Origin of the sequence: Salmonella sp. JXY0409-18, assembly GCF_020268625.1 — a bacterium.
GTDB lineage: Bacteria > Pseudomonadota > Gammaproteobacteria > Enterobacterales > Enterobacteriaceae > Salmonella > Salmonella enterica.
In genome coordinates this window covers 2,186,254-2,205,914 of record NZ_CP084216.1, presented here as the reverse complement: position 1 = coordinate 2,205,914, position 19,661 = coordinate 2,186,254, and the positions used below count along the sequence as shown (strand labels likewise).

18 protein-coding genes are annotated in these 19,661 nt (G+C 46.5%); 9 read left to right on the top strand and 9 right to left on the bottom strand.

Features of this window, described 5'->3' with window-relative positions; translation table 11 throughout:
- Nucleotides 1-56 precede the first annotated feature (56 nt).
- Entirely contained in the window at nt 57-1,565 is a 1,509-nt protein-coding gene (locus tag LDB27_RS10610; RefSeq protein ID WP_000933994.1) for a carboxylesterase/lipase family protein, read from the bottom strand.
- A 48-nt stretch (nt 1,566-1,613) separates the two neighbouring features.
- The gene (locus LDB27_RS10605; RefSeq protein ID WP_000024092.1) at nt 1,614-2,957 is read right to left on the bottom strand and encodes a VOC family protein; all 1,344 of its coding nucleotides are present in this window, start codon (nt 2,955-2,957) and stop codon (nt 1,614-1,616) included.
- Between the two features lie 292 nt (nt 2,958-3,249).
- Between LDB27_RS10605 and LDB27_RS10600 the strand changes: the two genes are divergently transcribed.
- Nucleotides 3,250-4,173, top strand: coding sequence for a LysR substrate-binding domain-containing protein (locus tag LDB27_RS10600; RefSeq protein ID WP_000414259.1), 924 nt, complete (start codon nt 3,250-3,252; stop codon nt 4,171-4,173).
- Between the two features lie 60 nt (nt 4,174-4,233).
- Here LDB27_RS10600 and LDB27_RS10595 read toward each other — a convergent pair whose 3' ends face one another.
- The 3 genes from LDB27_RS10595 to LDB27_RS10585 form a co-directional block, all read right to left on the bottom strand.
- A complete protein-coding gene (locus tag LDB27_RS10595) occupies nt 4,234-5,859 on the bottom strand; it encodes a methyl-accepting chemotaxis protein (protein ID WP_000528501.1) in 1,626 nt (541 codons plus the stop codon).
- A gap of 168 nt (nt 5,860-6,027) precedes the next feature.
- The gene (locus LDB27_RS10590; RefSeq protein ID WP_000842142.1) at nt 6,028-7,146 is read right to left on the bottom strand and encodes an S-(hydroxymethyl)glutathione dehydrogenase/class III alcohol dehydrogenase; all 1,119 of its coding nucleotides are present in this window, start codon (nt 7,144-7,146) and stop codon (nt 6,028-6,030) included.
- 31 nt (nt 7,147-7,177) lie between these two features.
- The gene (locus LDB27_RS10585) at nt 7,178-7,453 is read right to left on the bottom strand and encodes a metal/formaldehyde-sensitive transcriptional repressor (protein WP_001120770.1); all 276 of its coding nucleotides are present in this window, start codon (nt 7,451-7,453) and stop codon (nt 7,178-7,180) included.
- A 523-nt stretch (nt 7,454-7,976) separates the two neighbouring features.
- Here LDB27_RS10585 and steB point away from each other — a divergent pair.
- A complete protein-coding gene (gene steB, locus LDB27_RS10580) occupies nt 7,977-8,378 on the top strand; it encodes a type III secretion system effector SteB (RefSeq protein ID WP_077906400.1) in 402 nt (133 codons plus the stop codon).
- A gap of 128 nt (nt 8,379-8,506) precedes the next feature.
- Here the strand turns inward: steB and LDB27_RS10575 are convergent, their stop codons facing one another.
- Complete coding sequence (locus LDB27_RS10575; RefSeq protein WP_001527697.1) at nt 8,507-9,223, bottom strand: hypothetical protein; 717 nt, start codon at nt 9,221-9,223, stop codon at nt 8,507-8,509.
- Between the two features lie 425 nt (nt 9,224-9,648).
- Here LDB27_RS10575 and sseJ point away from each other — a divergent pair, with 425 nt between their 5' ends.
- Complete coding sequence (gene sseJ / locus LDB27_RS10570; protein WP_001131418.1) at nt 9,649-10,875, top strand: SPI-2 type III secretion system effector SseJ; 1,227 nt, start codon at nt 9,649-9,651, stop codon at nt 10,873-10,875.
- A 120-nt stretch (nt 10,876-10,995) separates the two neighbouring features.
- Here sseJ and LDB27_RS10565 read toward each other — a convergent pair whose 3' ends face one another.
- Nucleotides 10,996-11,340: a DUF1294 domain-containing protein gene (locus tag LDB27_RS10565; protein WP_000281190.1), complete on the bottom strand. Its 345-nt coding sequence runs from the start codon at nt 11,338-11,340 to the stop codon at nt 10,996-10,998.
- A 925-nt stretch (nt 11,341-12,265) separates the two neighbouring features.
- On the opposite strand from LDB27_RS10565, the gene LDB27_RS10560 reads away from it, so the two are divergent.
- The 6 genes from LDB27_RS10560 to LDB27_RS10535 all read left to right on the top strand — a co-directional run bounded on the left by LDB27_RS10560 (nt 12,266) and on the right by LDB27_RS10535 (nt 17,927).
- Nucleotides 12,266-13,027 (top strand): transporter substrate-binding domain-containing protein, encoded by a 762-nt coding sequence (locus LDB27_RS10560; RefSeq protein WP_000949368.1) that lies wholly within the window; start codon nt 12,266-12,268, stop codon nt 13,025-13,027.
- A 6-nt stretch (nt 13,028-13,033) separates the two neighbouring features.
- On the top strand, nt 13,034-13,681 hold the full coding sequence (locus LDB27_RS10555; RefSeq protein ID WP_000094443.1) for an amino acid ABC transporter permease: 648 nt from the start codon (nt 13,034-13,036) through the stop codon (nt 13,679-13,681).
- Between the two features lie 24 nt (nt 13,682-13,705).
- Nucleotides 13,706-14,437, top strand: coding sequence for an amino acid ABC transporter ATP-binding protein (locus tag LDB27_RS10550; RefSeq protein ID WP_001185904.1), 732 nt, complete (start codon nt 13,706-13,708; stop codon nt 14,435-14,437).
- Nucleotides 14,434-15,114: an amino acid ABC transporter permease gene (locus LDB27_RS10545; protein WP_000560165.1), complete on the top strand. Its 681-nt coding sequence runs from the start codon at nt 14,434-14,436 to the stop codon at nt 15,112-15,114. Before LDB27_RS10550 ends, LDB27_RS10545 begins: the two co-directional genes overlap by 4 nt.
- A 136-nt stretch (nt 15,115-15,250) precedes the next feature.
- Nucleotides 15,251-16,801 carry a glycosyltransferase family 39 protein gene (locus tag LDB27_RS10540; protein ID WP_001530166.1) on the top strand — a complete coding sequence of 517 codons (1,551 nt, stop codon included), beginning with the start codon at nt 15,251-15,253 and terminating at the stop codon, nt 16,799-16,801.
- Between the two features lie 463 nt (nt 16,802-17,264).
- Nucleotides 17,265-17,927, top strand: coding sequence for a class I SAM-dependent methyltransferase (locus LDB27_RS10535; protein ID WP_000683309.1), 663 nt, complete (start codon nt 17,265-17,267; stop codon nt 17,925-17,927).
- 270 nt (nt 17,928-18,197) lie between these two features.
- On the opposite strand, the gene cybB is transcribed toward LDB27_RS10535, so the two are convergent.
- Together cybB and LDB27_RS10525 are read right to left on the bottom strand one after the other, a co-directional pair.
- Nucleotides 18,198-18,728, bottom strand: coding sequence for a cytochrome b561 (gene cybB, locus LDB27_RS10530; protein WP_000527275.1), 531 nt, complete (start codon nt 18,726-18,728; stop codon nt 18,198-18,200).
- Nucleotides 18,729-18,844: 116 nt separating this feature from the next.
- Entirely contained in the window at nt 18,845-19,645 is an 801-nt protein-coding gene (locus LDB27_RS10525) for a YdcF family protein (RefSeq protein WP_001098503.1), read from the bottom strand.
- Between the last annotated feature and the right edge of the window lie 16 nt (nt 19,646-19,661).

Here is a 19,661-nt window from a genome sequence, read left to right as displayed (position 1 = left end):
AGAACCGACCTAATCGGATGTAAACCTCACGCAGCATTCTTCAGGTTATGAAAAGTTTATTCCAGACTAACGTGATGTTTCATGACTCGTTTAAACAGCGCCAGACGCGCACGCATAAAGCGGTTTTCCACTTTAAAACCGGCAAGTTTGTTCAGCCCAATCCGCAACAGACGATCTCGCCCCCGAATGCTGGCGGGCCAGCGAACCGGGCCGTGCAGCACGTCGCGCGTGCGGCTGGCATGACGAGCGAAATTCACCCAGTAATCCGCCACCTGCGAGGCAAAGGCCAGGTCATTCTCATTCACATAATGGCATGTGGGCTCAGCCCGCGTTAACGTATCGAATACATACGGTATTTCATTGCCATGACAGGCACCATTCGCGTAGGTGTTATGCTCCGCTTCGGCGACATAATCAAACCAGTAACGCCAGCACGGTTCGCCGATCCGCTGCTGCGCTTGCATGACGACATAACCCAACGTGGTAAATACCATATCCCGACAGACCTGCCGCCCTAGTGCTTCGTCGCCTTTCACTCCAGGATAAAGCAGCCGGATTAACCCCAGGCCAACACGCCGCTCACGGCGCATTTTTTGAATTTGACCGGCAATATCGACGCCAAAAACTGCCAATACGCTGGCTTCATCGCTATTCGAGCCGATCATCACCGGTATGGGATGCTGTTTCGCCGCAAAGAAGGTTTCCAGCATCGGATGCGGCAGCACGACGTCGCCGGAAATCGGCGTCGGCGCAATTTTAAAAGGCTCGTCCAGCGGCCAAAACGTCTCTGCCGGTAAAGCGCGTAGCTGTTCGGCAGTGGCATTGGCTAAACCAAGATGTTCTGCCAGCGCAACGCCTTTTTTTAGCGCCACCTCGCGGGGCGTATCCGGCAGCGTATAACCACTCTGAATAATCGCTTTATGAAAAAGCCCCTTCGCCAACGGCGAAGCCATCAACGACAGCACGCTGCGGGCGCCGGCGGATTCGCCAAATAACGTCACATTCTGCGTATCGCCGCCAAATGCGGCAATATTGTCCTGCACCCAACGCAGCGCAGCGATTTGATCGAGTAAAGCGAAATTATGAATACACTCCGCCTCTCCGCCTTCCAGCGCCGGATGCGCGAAAAAGCCCAGATGGCCAAGCCGATAATTGACCGTCACCACGATCGCGCCGCGCTTCGCCAGCGCATGTCCGTCATAGGGCGGCAAACTCCCCGCGCCAATGGTGTAACCGCCGCCGTGTAGCCAGACCATGACCGGCAACGGTTCATGACGTACGGCGGGAGCCCAGACGTTCAGATAGAGACAGTCTTCGGAAAAATTTCCCGGATCGCCGCCGCCGAGTTCGCGACACCAGGTAATATCCTGCCAACTGGCGCAGGAGAAACAATCCGCCTGGCGCACATCCTGCCAGGCTGTAACAGGCTGCGGCGCACGCCAGCGTAGCTCCCCTGTTGGCGGCGCGGCATAAGGTATACCGCGCCAGATATGGATTTCTTCCTGTACGACGCCCACGATTTTACCGTGACGCGTCTCCACCAGTGGGATGGAGGGATTCAACATAACGCCTTCCTTTTACAGTATCCTCACAGCCTGTGAAGCTTACCGCTTTTAAAGCAGACCGCAACGGCGTTTACTGCGTTCTTCCGCTTCCTGATATAACGAAAATTCATCCCGTACTGCACATCCCAGCGCCTGTTCAAAGGCGTCGCGGCTGGCATTGCCGTGGCTTCTGGCCAGCGTTTCATTTCCCAAATTCGACTGAAAAATGCCGGCTGCGCTGACCGGAAGAAAATCTTCATAGGTAATCGGCTGCGCGATCACCCAACCGCGCTCAATAAGCGGCTGCGGATCGTCGCCAGGATGGATCGCCTGACGATGCGCCTCGCCGGAAGGCGTTAAGCGATAGCGGAACCAGGCAAGCCCCTGCTGGCGAAGCAGAAATTCGCTATCCGGAAAGGCGTTAAAGACCTCCCGCAAATGGAGTTGATGCGTGAAGTTATCCTTACCCGTTCCCGCCTTGTGCAACAGTTCGTCATATAATCGACGACCTTTTGGCGTCAGCGCGACGCCACGTTGCTCAATTTCGCCGAAGCGCGCCGTGTGCGTACCCTGCTTTTCATCAACGAAGAGCACCTGCTCTTCCAGGGCTTTGAAACTGGTTTGCCGCAACAGAATAGGCACTTCGCGGCGAGGCGGACCTTCGATAAGAATTTTAGGCGTAATGCCGCACTCCGGCATCATGGCCTGTACCCGGTCGATATCCAGAGTACGCGGCGTCAGATGGTTAATGTGACATCCCGGAAAACAGACCACGTCGGCAATTAAACGATGCTCACGATGCAGGCTGCGGTACGTTTCTTCATCAACGGTAGCCTGACGATGCCAGCGAAAAGTCTCCAGCGTTTCACGGACGAACTCTTCGGCCTGAGCAGCGCTAAAACCGCCCTGCTCGTCGTACTCATCCAGCAATTGTCGGCAGCGCGATGTAAAAATATCCCGCTGCGATAAGATTTCCGCCGCCCGCTGGCGTAATGCCGCGTTTTCAATGAGCTCCAGGCGTAATAGCGAAGTGAACATGCGAAAGGGATTACGCGAGAGCGAAGCCTCGTCAATGGGACGAAATGCCGTGGAGTGCACAGGCACGCCCGCCTGAGAGAGATCGTAATAACTTACTGGGTACATCCCCATGATGGCGAATATCCGACGCAAGGTAGAAAGTTCTTCTGCGGTGCCAACACGAATGGCGCCATGTCGTTCCACGTTCAATCGCGCCAGTTCATCGGCATTAGCCAACTGCTCATGCAGTTTGGGATTATTTTCCAGCACCGCCAGATTCACGTCAGCCACAAGTTCCAGTAACGTACCGTACTGCGGAACTTCCTGCTGGTACATTGCCGACATTGCCTGCGAAAAGTGTTCCCGAATCTCATCTGCCGTGATGGTGTTCGCCATAATGTCATGCCTCCAGTGAATGTTACCTGGAGTGTAGAAAACCTCATCCATTCCGGGGAGAAGAATTTATAAAGTGTGATCCGGTCTGAATTCATTATGCAGAACGGATTGACATGAGCTGGCGTATCCCCGACCAGATCGCGGCTTAACACGCTTAACGGCAGTTGAATCATCAGTAAAATAAAACAGTTGTAACTTGAAATGGTAAAATGTTAATAATATTTTGCTATCAGGTTATCAAAAACAAACAACTTTACTTGTCACCCGCACGGCTCTGTTTTTAACATCGCTTATGGAAAAAAATGGTCTGTTTAGTCAGCGCATTCGGTTGCGCCACCTTCATACATTTGTCGCCGTTGCGCAACAGGGAACGCTGGGGCGCGCGGCTGAAACCCTTAACCTGAGCCAGCCAGCGCTTTCTAAAACGCTGAACGAACTGGAACAACTCACCGGAACCCGTCTGTTCGAACGCGGGCGACTGGGCGCGCAATTAACGGTTCCTGGCGAACAATTTTTGACTCATGCGGTAAAAGTATTAGATGCATTGAATACCGCCGGGCAGGCGCTGAATCGCAAAGAGGACGCCAGCGCCGATGTGGTGCGTGTTGGCGCGCTCCCCACCGCTGCGCTGGGTATACTCCCGGCGGCTATTGGGCGGTTCCATCAACAGCAAAAATCGACCTCGTTACAGGTCGCGACCATGAACAATACGATGTTGCTTGCGGGTCTCAAGTCAGGCGAGATCGATCTGGGTATTGGCCGCATGTCAGACCCGGAATTAATGGGCGGTTTAAATTACGAACTGCTGTTTTTAGAATCGCTTAAATTAGTGGTACGCCCCGGTCATCCCCTGTTACAGGAGACGATCACGCTCAGTCGGGTTATGGAATGGCCGGTAGTCGTCTCGCCAAAAGGCACGGTACCGCGCCAGAATGCGGAAGCCCTGTTGCAAAGCCAGGGGTGTAAAATGCCTGCCGGATGTATCGAAACGCTATCCGCATCGTTATCACGACAACTTACCGTAGATTACGATTACGTCTGGTTCGTCCCCTCTGGCGCGGTTAAAGAAGATCTTCGCCAGGCAACGCTGGTCTCATTACCCGTGCCGACCCAGAGCGCAGGCGAACCGATAGGTATTCTTACGCGAGTTGATATCCCGCTCTCAACCGGGGCGCAAATGCTGATTGCGGCGATCCGTAAATCGATGCCGCTGTGATAGCGGCTGTCGGGCATTAAACGCGCCCGCGGCTAAAATAGCCCGCTGGCGCGACGCTCATTAAAGGAAGGATGATCGCATCGTCGCGCCAGTATCCTGTAAATGAAACGCATCAACGGCTTGCGTCAAGCGGGCGGCCTGTTCTTCAAGCGAAGCCGCCGCCGCGGACGCCTCTTCGACCAGCGACGCGTTTTGTTGCGTAACCTTGTCCATCTCAGAAATCGCCTGACTGACCTGAACAATACCGCGACTTTGCTCATCAGAGGCTGCCGCGATATCGAGCATAATATCGGTGACGCGTTTGACGGCATCCACAATCTCATTCATGGTGCTCCCCGCAGCGATAACCTCTTCAGATCCTTGTTCAATCAGGCTGACCGATGCGCCGATCAAGCCTTCAATCTCTTTTGCCGCCTGCGCGCTGCGACTGGCGAGGGTACGAACCTCACTGGCGACCACCGCAAAACCGCGTCCTTGTTCCCCGGCACGTGCCGCCTCGACCGCCGCGTTCAGCGCCAGTATGTTGGTCTGGAAAGCGATACTGTTAATGACGGCGGTAATTTCCGAGATTTTTTTCGAGCTGGTGGAAATATTCCCCATCGTTTGTACGACCCCGGAAACCATCTGGCCTCCGCGACTGGCTTTACCGGAAGCATCTTCCGCCAGTTTGCTGGCGTGATGAGCATTATCCGCATTCTGCTTAACGGTTGCCGTCAACTGTTCCATACTGGCCGCGGTTTGTTCAATGGCGGCAGCCTGCTGTTCAGTACGAGAAGATAAATCCGTATTACCGGCGGTAATTTCGCTGGTGCCTCGATAAATTTCCTCCGCCCCCTGACGCACCGCCCCTACCGTTTGTTGCAACGCATGCTGCATCTGCTGAAGATGATGACTCAGACGACCAATTTCACTGCGTCCTGTGGGCTCGTCAGCCATGGTCAGATCGCCCGCCGCAATGCGTTCGATACGTGACGCAGACTGCTGCAAGGGTTGTATCACCGTGCGACGCAGCACCATGAAGGTCATTAACGTCAATACCAGCGCCAACGTAAATGCGCCAATCATAAACATCATACCGAGCCGGGTACGTTGGTAAGCCTGCTCGCTAAGTAGTCTCGCCCGCTCGGTGCGCAGTTCAATCGCTTTCAACAGGACATGGTTATATGCGGCATCCAGTTGTTTTGCCTGCTCATTTTCATGATTAATGATCGCTTCGAACATGCCATTTTTGGCAAATTTCAGCATCGGTTGCAGGCCGTTGATATAGGCGGTGTAACGGGCGTTTAACTCGTTATCCAATGCATCATCGGCGGGTGTTTTCACCGTTCTGGACATATAAGCGTTAAAGCCGTCCTGAGACTGCTTGATCCGCGTTTCCGCAGCGGCAATATTGGCTTTCATTTCATCCATTTCAGCAATCCGGCTCGCCGCGCCAGCGTGGATCATATTGATACGTGCGGTACGTAAGTGGTTAGCGCTGTTGGATAATCCCATCCGTACCTGAATCTCGTCCGTGACATCACGCTGATCGCGATCGGCCTGTAACAGAAAATAGCCTGCCAGCCCGGCGCTCAAAGCAAAAAGAAGAAGGATGCCACCGAGAATGGAGGAAAACAGCGGAACCAGCCGAATATGATGCAGGAAGCCCAGTTTATGCGAGGCTTGCATCGAGAATGTGTTGCCCATGACCGTCGACTCTCTTGTAGGTTTTATGCGTAAAACACGCCCGTTAGATAGTCATCGGCACTTCATGACGTTTGCTTACCGCGAAAAGCATCGCCTTCGTCACATTTTCACAACATTCATTCCAGAAAATTCAGAAAAGCGCCAGCGGAAAATCCGCTGGCGGATGAATCAGTTATCGCTAAAGTGGATAACAGTACGGATGGATTTACCCTGATGCATCAGTTCAAAGGCATCGTTAATCTGCTCCAGCGGCAGGCGGTGAGTAATAAAAGGATCTAAACGGATTTTACCGTTCATCGCATCTTCGACCATCCCTGGCAGCTGCGTGCGCCCTTTCACGCCGCCAAAGGCGGAGCCACGCCAGACGCGACCGGTCACTAGCTGGAAGGGACGGGTTTTGATTTCCTGCCCTGCTCCCGCTACGCCAATAATAATGCTTTCGCCCCAGCCTTTATGACAACATTCCAGCGCCGCTCGCATCACGTTAACGTTGCCGATACATTCAAAACTGAAATCTACGCCGCCATCAGTAAGCTCAACAATAACGTCCTGGATCGGTTTGTCGTAATCATTCGGATTAATAAAGTCCGTAGCCCCCATTTCGCCCGCCAGCGTAAATTTTTCCGGATTCGTGTCGACAGCTAAAATACGCCCGGCTTTAGCCTGAACCGCGCCCTGAATAACCGCCAGCCCAATACCGCCTAAACCAAAAACGGCAACGGTGTCGCCCGCTTTCACTTTAGCGGTGTTATGGACGGCGCCAATACCCGTCGTCACGCCGCAGCCCAACAGACACACTTTATCCAGCGGCGCCTGCGGGTTCACTTTCGCCAGAGAAATTTCCGCGCAAACGGTATATTCGCTGAACGTGCTGGTTCCCATATAGTGATAAACGGGTTCGCCGTTATAAGAAAAGCGGGTAGTGCCATCCGGCATCAGCCCTTTTCCCTGAGTGGCGCGTACGGCCTGACAAAGGTTAGTTTTACCGGACTTACAGAACTTACACTCGCCGCATTCCGCCGTATACAGTGGAATAACATGGTCGCCGGGTTTCAGGCTGGTGACCCCCTCGCCGACCTCGACTACCACGCCGCCGCCTTCGTGACCCAGGACTGCCGGGAATACGCCTTCCGGATCATCGCCGGAAAGGGTAAAAGCATCGGTATGGCAAACGCCGGTATGGGTGATTTTGACCAGAACTTCGCCTTTTTTCGGCGGCGCAACGTCAATCTCGACAATTTTTAGCGGCTGACCGGGACCAAAAGCAACTGCTGCACGTGATTTCATATATCTCTTCCTGTTACGGTGAGGGAAATTGTTATTTTAGATAAGCGCGAAGAAGATGGCCGATTTCCGCCATCCGAACCGCGCGCTGATCTGGCGTAGTTTCCCCGCTGACCAGCTCATCTTTCAGATGGATTTCAACCATTTCACTCATCAGGCCATTAGACGCGCCGCGCACGGCGGCAATCTGTTGCAGAATAGCCAGACAAGGTTCGCCAGACTCAAGCGCTCGCTCCAGCGCTTCGACCTGCCCGCGAATGCGACGAACGCGGGTAAGGATACGTTTTTTATCTTCAGGTGAATGCGGCATTCGACCTCCATATACTATAGGGGGGTATACTATCAGAATTTAATGTTTATGTAATTGTAAAATTACACACAATATAAAAATCAATCGCTTATAGCTTTCCGGCATAGACAATCAAGAATCAGTTCACATTCAGCATATTCAGCTCACGGGAACTTTTTCAGGCTACAGACAATAAACGCCAAAGCTTCTTTTATATGCTGCAATGTTTTGCCCGACTGGAGTACAGAGGTAATGCCGGTGAATCCAGTCCCATTACCCAGAAGTAAATATTTGCTCAATAGTTTTTATTTACTCACCAGGTGGTAATGAATAAAGGTTATGATATGCAGATGTCAGTCTTGTAAGAACGTAACATCACAACTGCGATACACCGCCGACGGCTAGCGAAAATATCTCAACCCTGTGTCTTTCCAGACTTAGTTAATAGTGGACAAAAAATCAAATGAGCGTTATTTGAAAGATTTTTAATACCCAAAAGCGTCATCATTATTGTTAATTTGAAATCAATCTCAGGTAATAATCCATGCCTATTTCGATTTGTAAACATGGTGCTCCTTTTGTTGTTCAACATGAAAATCGGTACGGTTCCGGTGCAAGTCAGTCATCATCACTTTTCAAATCAATCCGCCATATTAGCAACTCTCATGAGGAAATAAAATTTATAAGTTGCTATAGTGCAAATGGAGCCTGTTTTTCCAATGCACAGATGCTAGCCAATGCCTCAGGGAGGCCTGTTATAGGTTACTATGGGAAAATAAATAAGTTAACAGCCAGTCTGGATAATAGCGGTCGTATATTCCGCCCACAGCATAAGCTTGCGGCCAGGATTTGTTATGTAGGTAATCGGCTTCTGAGCGGTCCAATTCAACTTGGGTTTGGCCTGAAACATCTGCTAAACTGCCACTCAGATGGTAATGTCAGATAAAGTGTCATGCCATGCCCTTCCCGGCATTGCTATTCCACAGCCTACAGATATAGGCGCTCAGTTCTTTCTCTAATCTCTGCCATGGGAAGCTCTGGCGTCATTTCACGCTCTTGCCAACCAGTATTTTATTAAAGTCTGACTTTTACCAGGGTAATTTCATAAGAGTGTCCATCTTCTGGTCTAAAAATAATAAATCTATTGTTATTTTTAGTAAAGGATTTCGACAAAATAAAACTATCATGATACCTGGCCAGGACGTAGTACCAGCCTCCATCATACAATATCATTTCGTATTCTTTCTTTAATTGTGGCTTATAGATCCCAACAAAAAAAGAAAATATAAAAAAATATATAATAAAACCAATCATAACTATAGTGAAACAATGTCTTCGCACCCAACTGAGTTGCGTAAAACAAATCACTGGCATCAATTTACTATAAAAACGCATCCCCACCGATAGGCATAAAGCCACCAGTAAAATGATAAAAAAAAGCTCCCACAAAAACGATTCTGTTAAGAGAGAAAACTCGATAACAATTGGAATAAAGAACAAAACCGCTGCCAAAAAAAGGCGTAAGAAGCTAAGGTCGTGAATACGTGCTTTTTGCTTTACTAAAAAAAATAATAGAATACCCACTCCCCACGCTATTATGAATATAGCCATCAGGCTAATCGCATGGAATAGACTTCGGGCAATGTTGTCAGGGCCGACGCCTACATACCACCACGGGAAACCATAGTACGCGGAGACGCCCCAGCCATAAAAATAGGCGCTCCCCCATCCCAGACCACCTAAATAGGCCAAAAGCATTGAAGAGTTTTTAATAATTGAATCATCACTCATTATAGTTAACTCACTTAAGAAATATTTAATATGAAAATAGAAATCAACACGTTATATAAAACACCACCCCCTTGGAAATAATAGCTTGATGATAAGCTTACCTAATTTTCCTGAGTATCAAGCCAGCTCATACCCACGCCAGCACACTAAAATCAGGAGTGGCTACTTTTTTTAGAGGTTTGCCTTAACCAGACGCACAGTCAATAATGATAGCAGTCAGATAATATGTACCCGGCATTAACCTCACGTTGTTGATGATATATTTACTTCGTTGAAAAATAATAAATATTGCATGTGTTTTTTTGGCGGCGACAAACTGTTAAAGAAGCGCAATTCTATATACACCATTTACCTGATTACTTTTCTTGCTAATATTTGTTAATTAATGTTTTGCTAAAGCGTGATTAATTAGTAAGGAGGACACTATGCCATTGAGTGTTGGACAGGGTTATTTCACATCATCTATCAGTGCTGAAAGATTTAATGTGATAAAAGAAAGCGCACGCCCTCCGGAATTAAGTTTATGGGAGAAAATCAAAGCATATTTCTTCACCACTTACCATGCCGAGGCGCTCGAATGTATCTTTAAACTTTACCACTATCAGGAACTGAATCTAACACCGGTACAGGTTCGCGGAGCCTACATCAAACTTCGAGCCTTAGCGTCTCAGGGATGTAAAGAACAGTTTATTATAGAATCACAGGAACACGCCGATAAGTTGATTATTAAAGATGATAATGGTGAAAATATTTTATCTATTGAGGTTGAATGTCATCCGGAAGCTTTTGGTCTTGCCAAAGAAATCAATAGATTACATCCCAAGCCAAAAAATATTTCTTTAGGTGATATTACCAGACTGGTATTTTTTGGCGACAGTTTATCTGACTCCATGGGGCGTATGTTTGAAAAAACACATCATATCTTACCCTCCTATGGTCAATACTTTGGCGGAAGGTTTACTAATGGATTTACCTGGACTGAGTTTTTATCATCTCCACACTTCTTAGGTAAAGAGATGCTTAATTTTGCTGAAGGGGGAAGTACATCGGCAAGGTATTCCTGCTTTAATTGCCTCGGTGACTTTGTATCAAATACGGACAGACAAGTCGCATCTTACACCCCTTCTCACCAGGACCTGGCGATATTTTTATTGGGGGCTAATGACTATATGACACTACACAAAGATAATGTAATGATGGTCGTTGAGCAACAAATTGATGATATTGAAAAAATAATTTCCGGTGGAGTTAATAATGTTTTAGTCATGGGGATTCCCGATTTGTCTTTGACGCCCTATGGCAAACATTCTGATGAAAAAAGAAAACTTAAGGATGAAAGCACCGCTCACAATGCCCTGCTAAAAACTAATGTTGAAGAATTAAAAGAAAAATACCCCCAGCACAAAATATGCTATTTCGAGACTGCCGATGCATTTAAGATGATAATGGAGGTGGCCAGTAATATTGGTTATGATACGGAAAACCCTTATACTCACCACGGCTATGTACATGTTCCCGGGGCTAAAGACCCTCAGCTGGATATATGTCCGCAATACGTCTTCAATGACTTTGTCCATCCAACCCAGGAAGTCCATCATTGTTTTGCCACAATGTTAGAAAGTTTTATAGCTCATCATTATTCCACTGAATAATGTTCCATCGGCTGCGGTACGCCTTGAGCAAAACACCGCTCAATATCATAGTGCCGGTGGCATGAAAATATGAGGTTGTCTTTGCTGCCGGTTGGTCAATAAGTGATCCATACTCTATGTTCAGTAGGACAAAAATGGATAGAGTCGATAGATCGCCACCGTAACTACAATACTCACTATCACACTGACGATAAAGTATGTTTTGAATGGCTGCTTTTGCGTTTTATGACGGAAGAGTTGTTGACCAACAATCGCACCAGGCCACCCACCGACAACCCCAAACACCAACAAAGTGGATTCCGGCACTCTGCGCCAGGTTTTACGTGCCGCCGTTTTGTCTATACCGTAGATCGCCAGCGTTAGCACGTTGGCGAGCAGGAACCACATCGCGACGGGATGCGATGTAAAAATGCTTCCGACCGCAGCGGAGATCAGGAGTAAATAACAAAAGCGGTTAAGATACATATTATTATGTCATAGCAATGATTAGGGACATCGGAGCCCATTATACGCGATACATGCGCCTATGTGATGTAGAATTTTCTTTTCATTCAGCCAACGAGTCATCGAGTCATCGAGTCATCGAGGATTCATTTTTAATTACCATGGTAATCATAAGGTAATTAACGTGTTGTGAACACGATTAAAATGGGTAAAGCCACCAAAAATGTTACCACCTTAACCATTGCCAGGATAACTTAATGGAGAGCCCTCTTTATTGCTGTTTGTTATCCGGTTGGCAGTCTCAGTTTTGGATTTATTTATCGTATTTATATTTATTACATAAGATGTACGATGTTAATTTGAGAATTTTATCTCGACAACCGCATATATTAAGATATTTCTGAATTAAGATTATTGTCGATTAAAACAAGTTAACGTTTTGATAAACATAACAACATCGTCAGAACTCCTGATTTGTTGTCGTTTGTTCATAGGATAAATAATTTATATGCTTGCAAATATAGATAGCACGCAAATCAACTTAGCTCAGAAAATGTATTTGACAAGCAAAGATAAGTCTTTATATTGGCCCTGGATAGAGTGGCAAGATGATACTTAGAGACATTAAACACACCGTCACTGAAGCATTTATCTGCTTATCATGTAAATATGTATGCGTAAATGGAGCATAAACTATGTCCAGTATACTAATGTCTATGGTATCTTTACATTTTCACCTTTCATGGGGTCGCTGCACTCATATCCAGTTGATATCTCATGGTATATTCAATCCATTCCCTTTGATGATTCCTGTCAAACCTCCTGATTAAATTAGTTAACAGCGATGGAATACATAATGTTAAGTACTTTACGCCTGCAAATGTCAGGTTCACGCCCTAATGCTTAATTTATAATACGCATTACCTTACTACAGGAAATAGATAGCATGTTATCCAAAAAATTTGGCTTATCGATGATAGTGTTGGGAATAATGTCGTCTTCAGCGTTTGCTGATAGCATCGTTGAAGGGAGAACACTCAATGTCGCAGTATCACCGGCCTCTCCCCCTATGTTATTTAAAAGTGCTGATGGCAAATTGCAGGGGATAGATCTGGAGCTTTTTTCGTCTTACTGTCAGTCACGGCATTGTAAGCTAAACATCACCGAATATGCCTGGGATGGAATGCTTGGCGCAGTGGCGAGTGGTCAGGCAGATGTCGCATTTTCGGGAATTTCAATCACAGATAAACGTAAGAAAGTTATTGATTTTTCTGAACCTTATTACATCAACTCTTTTTATCTGGTCAGTATGGCCAATCATGAAATAACGCTCAATAACCTCAATGAATTAAATCAATATTCTATTGGATACCCTCGAGGAATGGCTTACTCCGACCTTATCAAAAACGATCTGGAGCCCAAAGGATACTACTCGTTAAGTAAAGTAAAATTGTATCCAACATATAATGAGACGATGGCTGATCTAAAAAATGGCAATCTTGATCTGGCTTTTATAGAAGAGCCGGTTTATTTTACCTTCAAAAATAAGAAAAAGATGCCGATAGAAAGTCGTTATGTTTTCAAGAATGTTGATCAACTTGGCATTGCCTTTAAGAAAGGCTCTCCCGTGCGCGATGATTTCAACTTATGGCTTAAAGAGCAAGGGCCACAAAAAATATCTGACATCGTCGATAACTGGATGAAATAGTAAGCTATGTCATCAGGTAATATGCTGGCTATCTTTTATTTCCTATTGGAAGGGATTGGTAATACGCTGCTTGTAACCTTTACCTGTTTTCTCTCAGCGTTTTTTACCGGGCTTACAGTCGCCGTATTACGGCGACTATCCCCCCTTCCACTACAGAAGATACTCGACGTACTGGTCTTTATTCTTCGGGGAATTCCAATACTTATTGCTGTTTTTCTTGTTTATTTTGGATTGCCATCGATTGGCATATATGTTTCACCTCTGGTGGCCATGAACCTCAGCGTCGGCTTAATCAGCGGGAGTTATCTTGCCGAGGTGTTCAGAGGGGCGCTTAAATTAGTTGAGCCATTCGAAATCACGGTAGCGAAAGTAGCAGGAATGCGTCAATTACAGGTTATAGTAAATATTGAACTGCCACAGATGTTGCGATTTTCTGTGCCCGGTATTATCAATGAGTTTTCTTCTGTATTAAAAGCAACGCCCTTTGCTTATACTGTAGGCATCGCTGAAATAACGAAGCAGGCAATGTCACTGACAGCCATCACGCTGAACGGGTTACAGATTTATACTCTTGCCGGGTTATTATATTTCATTATTTATAAAATTTTTACTCTTCTGGCCGGAGTGTTTGAGAAAAAATATCGCATCAGTTGAAGCATAAAAATAGAGGTGATACTCATGGCTTTACTGGAACTAAAAGAGATAAGTAAGGAATATTCAGGAAAAAAGGTTCTTGATACGGTTAGTCTAAAAATTCAATCGGGAGACATGAAAGTAGTCATGGGGCCATCGGGTTGTGGAAAAACGACGCTTTTACGCTGTCTGCTTCGATTAGAAGAGCCTGATTATGGTGATATTTATTTTCACGGGAGAAATATTTATGACAAGGAATTTACTCTTCTTGAGTTCAGAAAAAAAGTTGGTTGCGTCTTCCAGAATTACGCTTTGTATCGCCATCTTAACGTCATGGATAATATTACCCTTGCCCTATGTAAAGTGTTTGGCATGCCGGGACAACTAGCCCGGGAGAAAGCCTTACATGAGCTACAAAAACTTGATATGGTCTCGCATAGCGCGAAATACCCTTCGCAATTATCGGGCGGGCAGCAACAGCGCGTCGCCCTGGCCCGTACAATGGTCACCGACCCAGAACTCATTATTTTTGATGAGCCGACGTCTGCGCTTGATCCGCTCATGACTCATGAAGTCGGAATGTTGATCAAGCAACTTCACGACAATGGCGTCACTATATTATGCGTCACTCATGATATTCGCCTCGCCAGATTACTAAGCGATAACGTAACGTTTCTTAATCATGGCAAAATTCGTGCAGAAGGCGCTTTTACCGATCTTGCTTTACGAGAAACGGATCCAGATATCCACTGTTTTTTTAGCGAGGCACAACGATGATCGCTGGCTGGTCTCTCTTCTTTAATGACCTGACTGAACAACTGCCACTTGTTGTGGACGGTATTAAAGAAACCTGTAAACTTGCGCTGATTGTTTCCATCACCGGTTTTTTGTGGGGAATTATTATTTTCTTTCTGAGCCTGAGCCATCGCCCCGTGGTAAAAGCCATAACTCGACTGTACATGGATTTCTTTATCGGTACGCCACTCATTCTTATTCTGTTTGTTATCTATTATGGTTTACCTCAATCTGGCATTCACCTGTCCTCTTTTACCGTGGCGGTTACAGGGTTTACTTTAAACGTCGGCGCATATAATGCCGCGTACATGACAACGGCCTATAACGCATTGAATAAATATGAAACGGAGGCCGCAGTCGTTCAGGGGTTGAACAAACGGCAGGTCTTTTTGTGGATTATACTGCCTCAGGTATTGCTGTCTTCCATTCCAGCCTTAACGAATCAGGTGATTAATAACCTTAAAGACAGCACCATCGTTTTTCTTATCCAATATACTGAGTTTTTCGCGCGAATTCAGGAGGTTGCTGCAACCAGCTTTAAATTCTTCCATGCTTACCTTTTTGCCGCCATAGTGTACCTTATTGGCGTTACCTTTATTGTCGGTTTGACCCGGTTTTTAGAGCATAGACTGCTTCGCCATTACGGTCAGGATTACTGAGTTGTACTGCACTATTCTGATTAATTCACCGCTGACATTATCAAAGTTATTTTTATTTAGTGTTGGTTAAGATTTTAACCTTCATTATTGCGTCAGGTGTCCATTCTGGTCTAAGTCTTACTCCATTGAGGATATTATGGCGCTACCACAACTATCAATATGGCAGCCCGGCGATGGGTTAAGAAAAATAAAGTATAAATATCATGTTTGTCTCATTGTCATATTCTCCGTCCTTATACGGTTGCTGTTTTTAACTGACCGCTACCTTTGGTGTGACGAAGCGTCCAGCGTGCTGATTAGTCGACATAGCGTAGATAATCTGCTATTCCATGCCGCTTTTGACGTGCATCCCCCGCTTTATTATCTGTTACTGCATGACTGGATCATATTATGGGGTGATAGCATTGCAGCGGTACGCTCTCTCAGTCTACTCTTTGGGATCCTGACAGTTGTGCTGGTTATCGCGCTTACGCGATGGCTGGCAAATGAGCGTACAGCCTTATTGGCTGGATGGTTTGCCGCCCTGATGCCGATGGCAGTTCATTACAGTCAAGAAACGCGCATGTACGCGTTAATGGGAATGCTAACGCTCGCTGCCGCGTTAGCATTGATGATGTGGATAAAAACACCCACCCATAATCGCTATCTTGTCGCGTATGCTTTGCTTATGACGTTCAGTTTTTACACCCATTATTTCACCCTATTTGCACTTATTGCCCACTGGATCGCAGTAACAATATTATCCTGCCAAAGCCATAAAACGGCCTGCTACCTTAAACTTCCTGGCTGGTGGTTTGCTAACCTGGCGATTGCTGTCGCTTATCTCCCCTGGTTGCCCGTATTGTTTAATTTACTGACTCATCTGGCGCAGTTGAGAGCCGGTAATGATATCGGTTGGATTCCCCCCGTAACATGGCGTGATCTGCCTGCAATGTACTGGCATTTCTTTACCGGAAACAACGGACAGGGTTTTCCGTCGATCATTCTGTGGCTGGCTGTGGGAAGTTTTATCGGTACTGTGGGGCGAATATCTTTATGCAACGGAGAATATGAAAGATATCAGCTGATATTATTTTGTAATCTGGTCATCCCTGTAATGCTGGTCTTCATCATCTCCTGGTGGATGCCGTTATTTATCGATCGTTATTTCTTCTTCTCATCGCTGAGCATTCCTCCCCTGCTCGCGGTATTACTTACCCGCGCAAAAAAAGCGGTTTGTGGCTTCGGTTTTATCTTATTCACCTTATTATTCGGCTATGGTTCATATCATAATAATCCTGAGCACATAGACGAGTTTAAACCATTGGTAAACTATATTAATACCCGTCACCAGCCTAATGATGCCGTGGTAGTCAGTAAAATGTTCGATTATTTAAGTTATGTGTATTATAATAAGCGAGATTATCGTGCGTTTCTTTATACACCACCTAACGCACACGGAACATCAGGCAGACCGAATGCCTATGGCTTTGGTTCACTGTTTTATGCGCAAGCCGACCAGACATATATTGATACTCTGACAACGCTTTCAAAAAGTCACCATCGTGTCTGGTTGATAAGCGGCGGTAACTTTAGTCAGGATTACCCCTTGCCGTCAGAATGGCAAAATATCGCAAACTTCAGAAGTGGTAGATTTCAGGTACAATTATTTGTAATACCGACTCAACAGGCGCATCAAATGCAATGATTACCGTTTTTTATCCAGTGCAGTGATAAACAGTACTGCCACTGCCAGACCGCCTAAAAGTAGGGTCCAGCCAAACGCTTCAAAAACCTCAATCATATCGCCTCCGGGTAGGTGATATTAAATCAAGATGGCTATCTCATCGTAACATTTAAAATATCAACTAAAGTGCAATAATCGCTTTATGTGTATGAATAAATATTGTTCCTCATGTATTTAATTGCATTGCTATTATCATAGGACTTAATATGTGTATATTAACGATTATTAATTATCAGCTTATAATAATATGAATGTCCAATTCATTTATCAGCTATTATTATCCTCTACCTTCTTTAAGATAGCCGCTTAATTCATAATATCGCCTTTATTCGTCGCATTAAATTACTCACTCACCTGATTAATGCTTGCCTAACGATTGCTTCGTTGTTTTAATTCCAGCGCGAAATTATTTAGTGAGAGAACAATGAAGCATACACAACAATCAGGCGCAAAAGTCTATAACCCATTCACGCTTAGCTTATATGACTGGTGGGTACTCAATATCTCAAACAAATATGCCTGGAAGTGTCCTACTGATACGCGACTACTTCCTTTCTTCCTGCATCACATGGGCGAGACTCACCTGGATATTGGCGTAGGTACAGGTTATTACCTGAAACATGCACCTGCGACTCATGCCATTTCGCTGATGGATTTAAATCCGGATAGCCTGAAAATAGCCGCCAGCCGAGTAGGTAATACGAAAATCCGCGCCACACTACAACACGATGTTTTCGACACGTTCCCGGCGGACTGGCACGGGCGCTTCGATTCCGTTTCGATGTACTATCTTCTGCACTGCTTACCTGGTGAGATGACAACAAAAGCGAAGGCAATTAAAAATGCCGGTATGGCGCTTAAACCCGGCGGCACACTTTTTGGTGCCACGATTCTGGGCAAAGAGGTTCCTCACAATGCTTTTGGCAAGAAATTAATGGCTGTTTATAACAAGAAAGGAATATTCAGTAATACCAATGATTCAGCCGATACGTTACGCAGCGTGTTGGACGAACATTTCGCTAAGGTGACTTTGGAGCAACATGGCGCCGTTGCGCTATTTTCCGCCACTATGCCACGTTCATTGTAAGTGTAGTCACTTCCGGGCGGTCGGCAGCGCGATCATGTGGGTTTAACCCGTTGATTAAACATTGGATTACGGAATAGTAATTGTTTATTTTATTTGTCATACAAATAAGTATAATACCCGCTTCCGATGTAGACCCGTCCTCCTTCGCCTGCGTCACGGGTCCTGGTTAGACGCAGGCGTTTTCTGTATGGAATACGCCATCCCCTCTGATAGATGCCTTGTTTGCCTGAAGCAGTTAACCCCACCTGCGACAAACGTCATACAGGACGGTCAGTCACGCTTACGCGGCATCATCCGTAACAGCGTATTGTCTTTCCAGAAATAGTGATGCATCAAAGCAGCGATGGCATGAAGTCCAATAACAAAATAGCCCAGATTCGCCAGCGTGACGTGCCAGGATTTCAGCATATCTACGCGTTCAAAGTTAGCTTCGGCGGCATGGGGCATAGTAATGCCAAATGCGACCCAGGGATTGCCGCGGTTATACATCATGACCAGACCAATAACAGGCAGCACGATAAATAACAGGTAAATCACCAGATGTCCTAAATGCGCCATTCCGGTCATCATCGGTTTTGGACGAGGAACAATGGGCGGCGTGGGATATTTCAGCCGAATAAACAAGCGTGCCACCATTAAAAGCAAAATAGTGATACCACATGAAACGTGCGTCATATTAAACCAGGGCCGATAACTACGCGGCGCAAAACCGCGTAGCTCCATCGCGGCGTAAGCCACAATAACCAGAAAAAAGACTAACCAGTGAATACCAATTTGCAGGCCGGAATACTTATTGCCCATAGCGCGTCCTGAATGAAAACCGTAAAGCGACAACATAACCAGCTTTTATAAATAATTCATCAAATTTATGAGATGGTGGTCGCACTTGCCCGTTCACCCTCGCAAACGGGCGATTTTTAGCGTAAAGCTCTCTGTTCTAACGCACTGCGCAGCGTAGTATCTGCCTGCAATACCTGCCATGCGTTTTCAATATCACGTGGGATATCAACGTGAATGATAAAATCTTTACCACGCGGTCCATACCCTGTTTCATCGTCACGCAAACGTGGCAGTTCGCCGGCAATCAGAGACAGATAACGCTCCACCGTCCAGATGCCCTCTTCAACATTGGCAAAACGTGTACCGTCATTAAGGTGGCGCAGTACCGGAACAAAGCCAGGAAAACTCAGCCAGCGTGGCGCATCGGTGTCGTCGTTTGTCACGCGCCGAAACGCCGCGATAGTGCGCCGCTGCATGGTGGGGTCTTGCACAACAATAGCCGTGTTAATGTTTTCTTTCGCCTGACGGATCAGTGCGCAGGAGAAACGGGCATTTTCGCCGCAATTAGTTGACCGATCTTCCAGCCAAATTTTCTCAGCCGGAATATGCCAGAACTGGTTCGCGATATCCGCGAGGATCGCGGCTTCAGCGCGTCCGGTTGTGCGAATAGTGTGGTAGCGCGGATGCCGGGCAATCACGGCGTACAAAAACGGCGTTGAATGACCTATACCGCCGCTAATCAGTAAAGGAACGCCTTGCGCTTTGGCGATGCGACAGGCCGCGTCGATAGTGGGGATCACCGCATTGCCCGCCAGGACGACGCAATCCGACGAATAAGGTTGTTCGCCGGAAAAATCATTTTGCGCCAGCCACTGTCCGACGGTATTCACCGCCAGCAATGTTTCCGCAGAGAGCGCCGGAAATGGCGTTGTATTCATAATTCCTCCTTTTTGT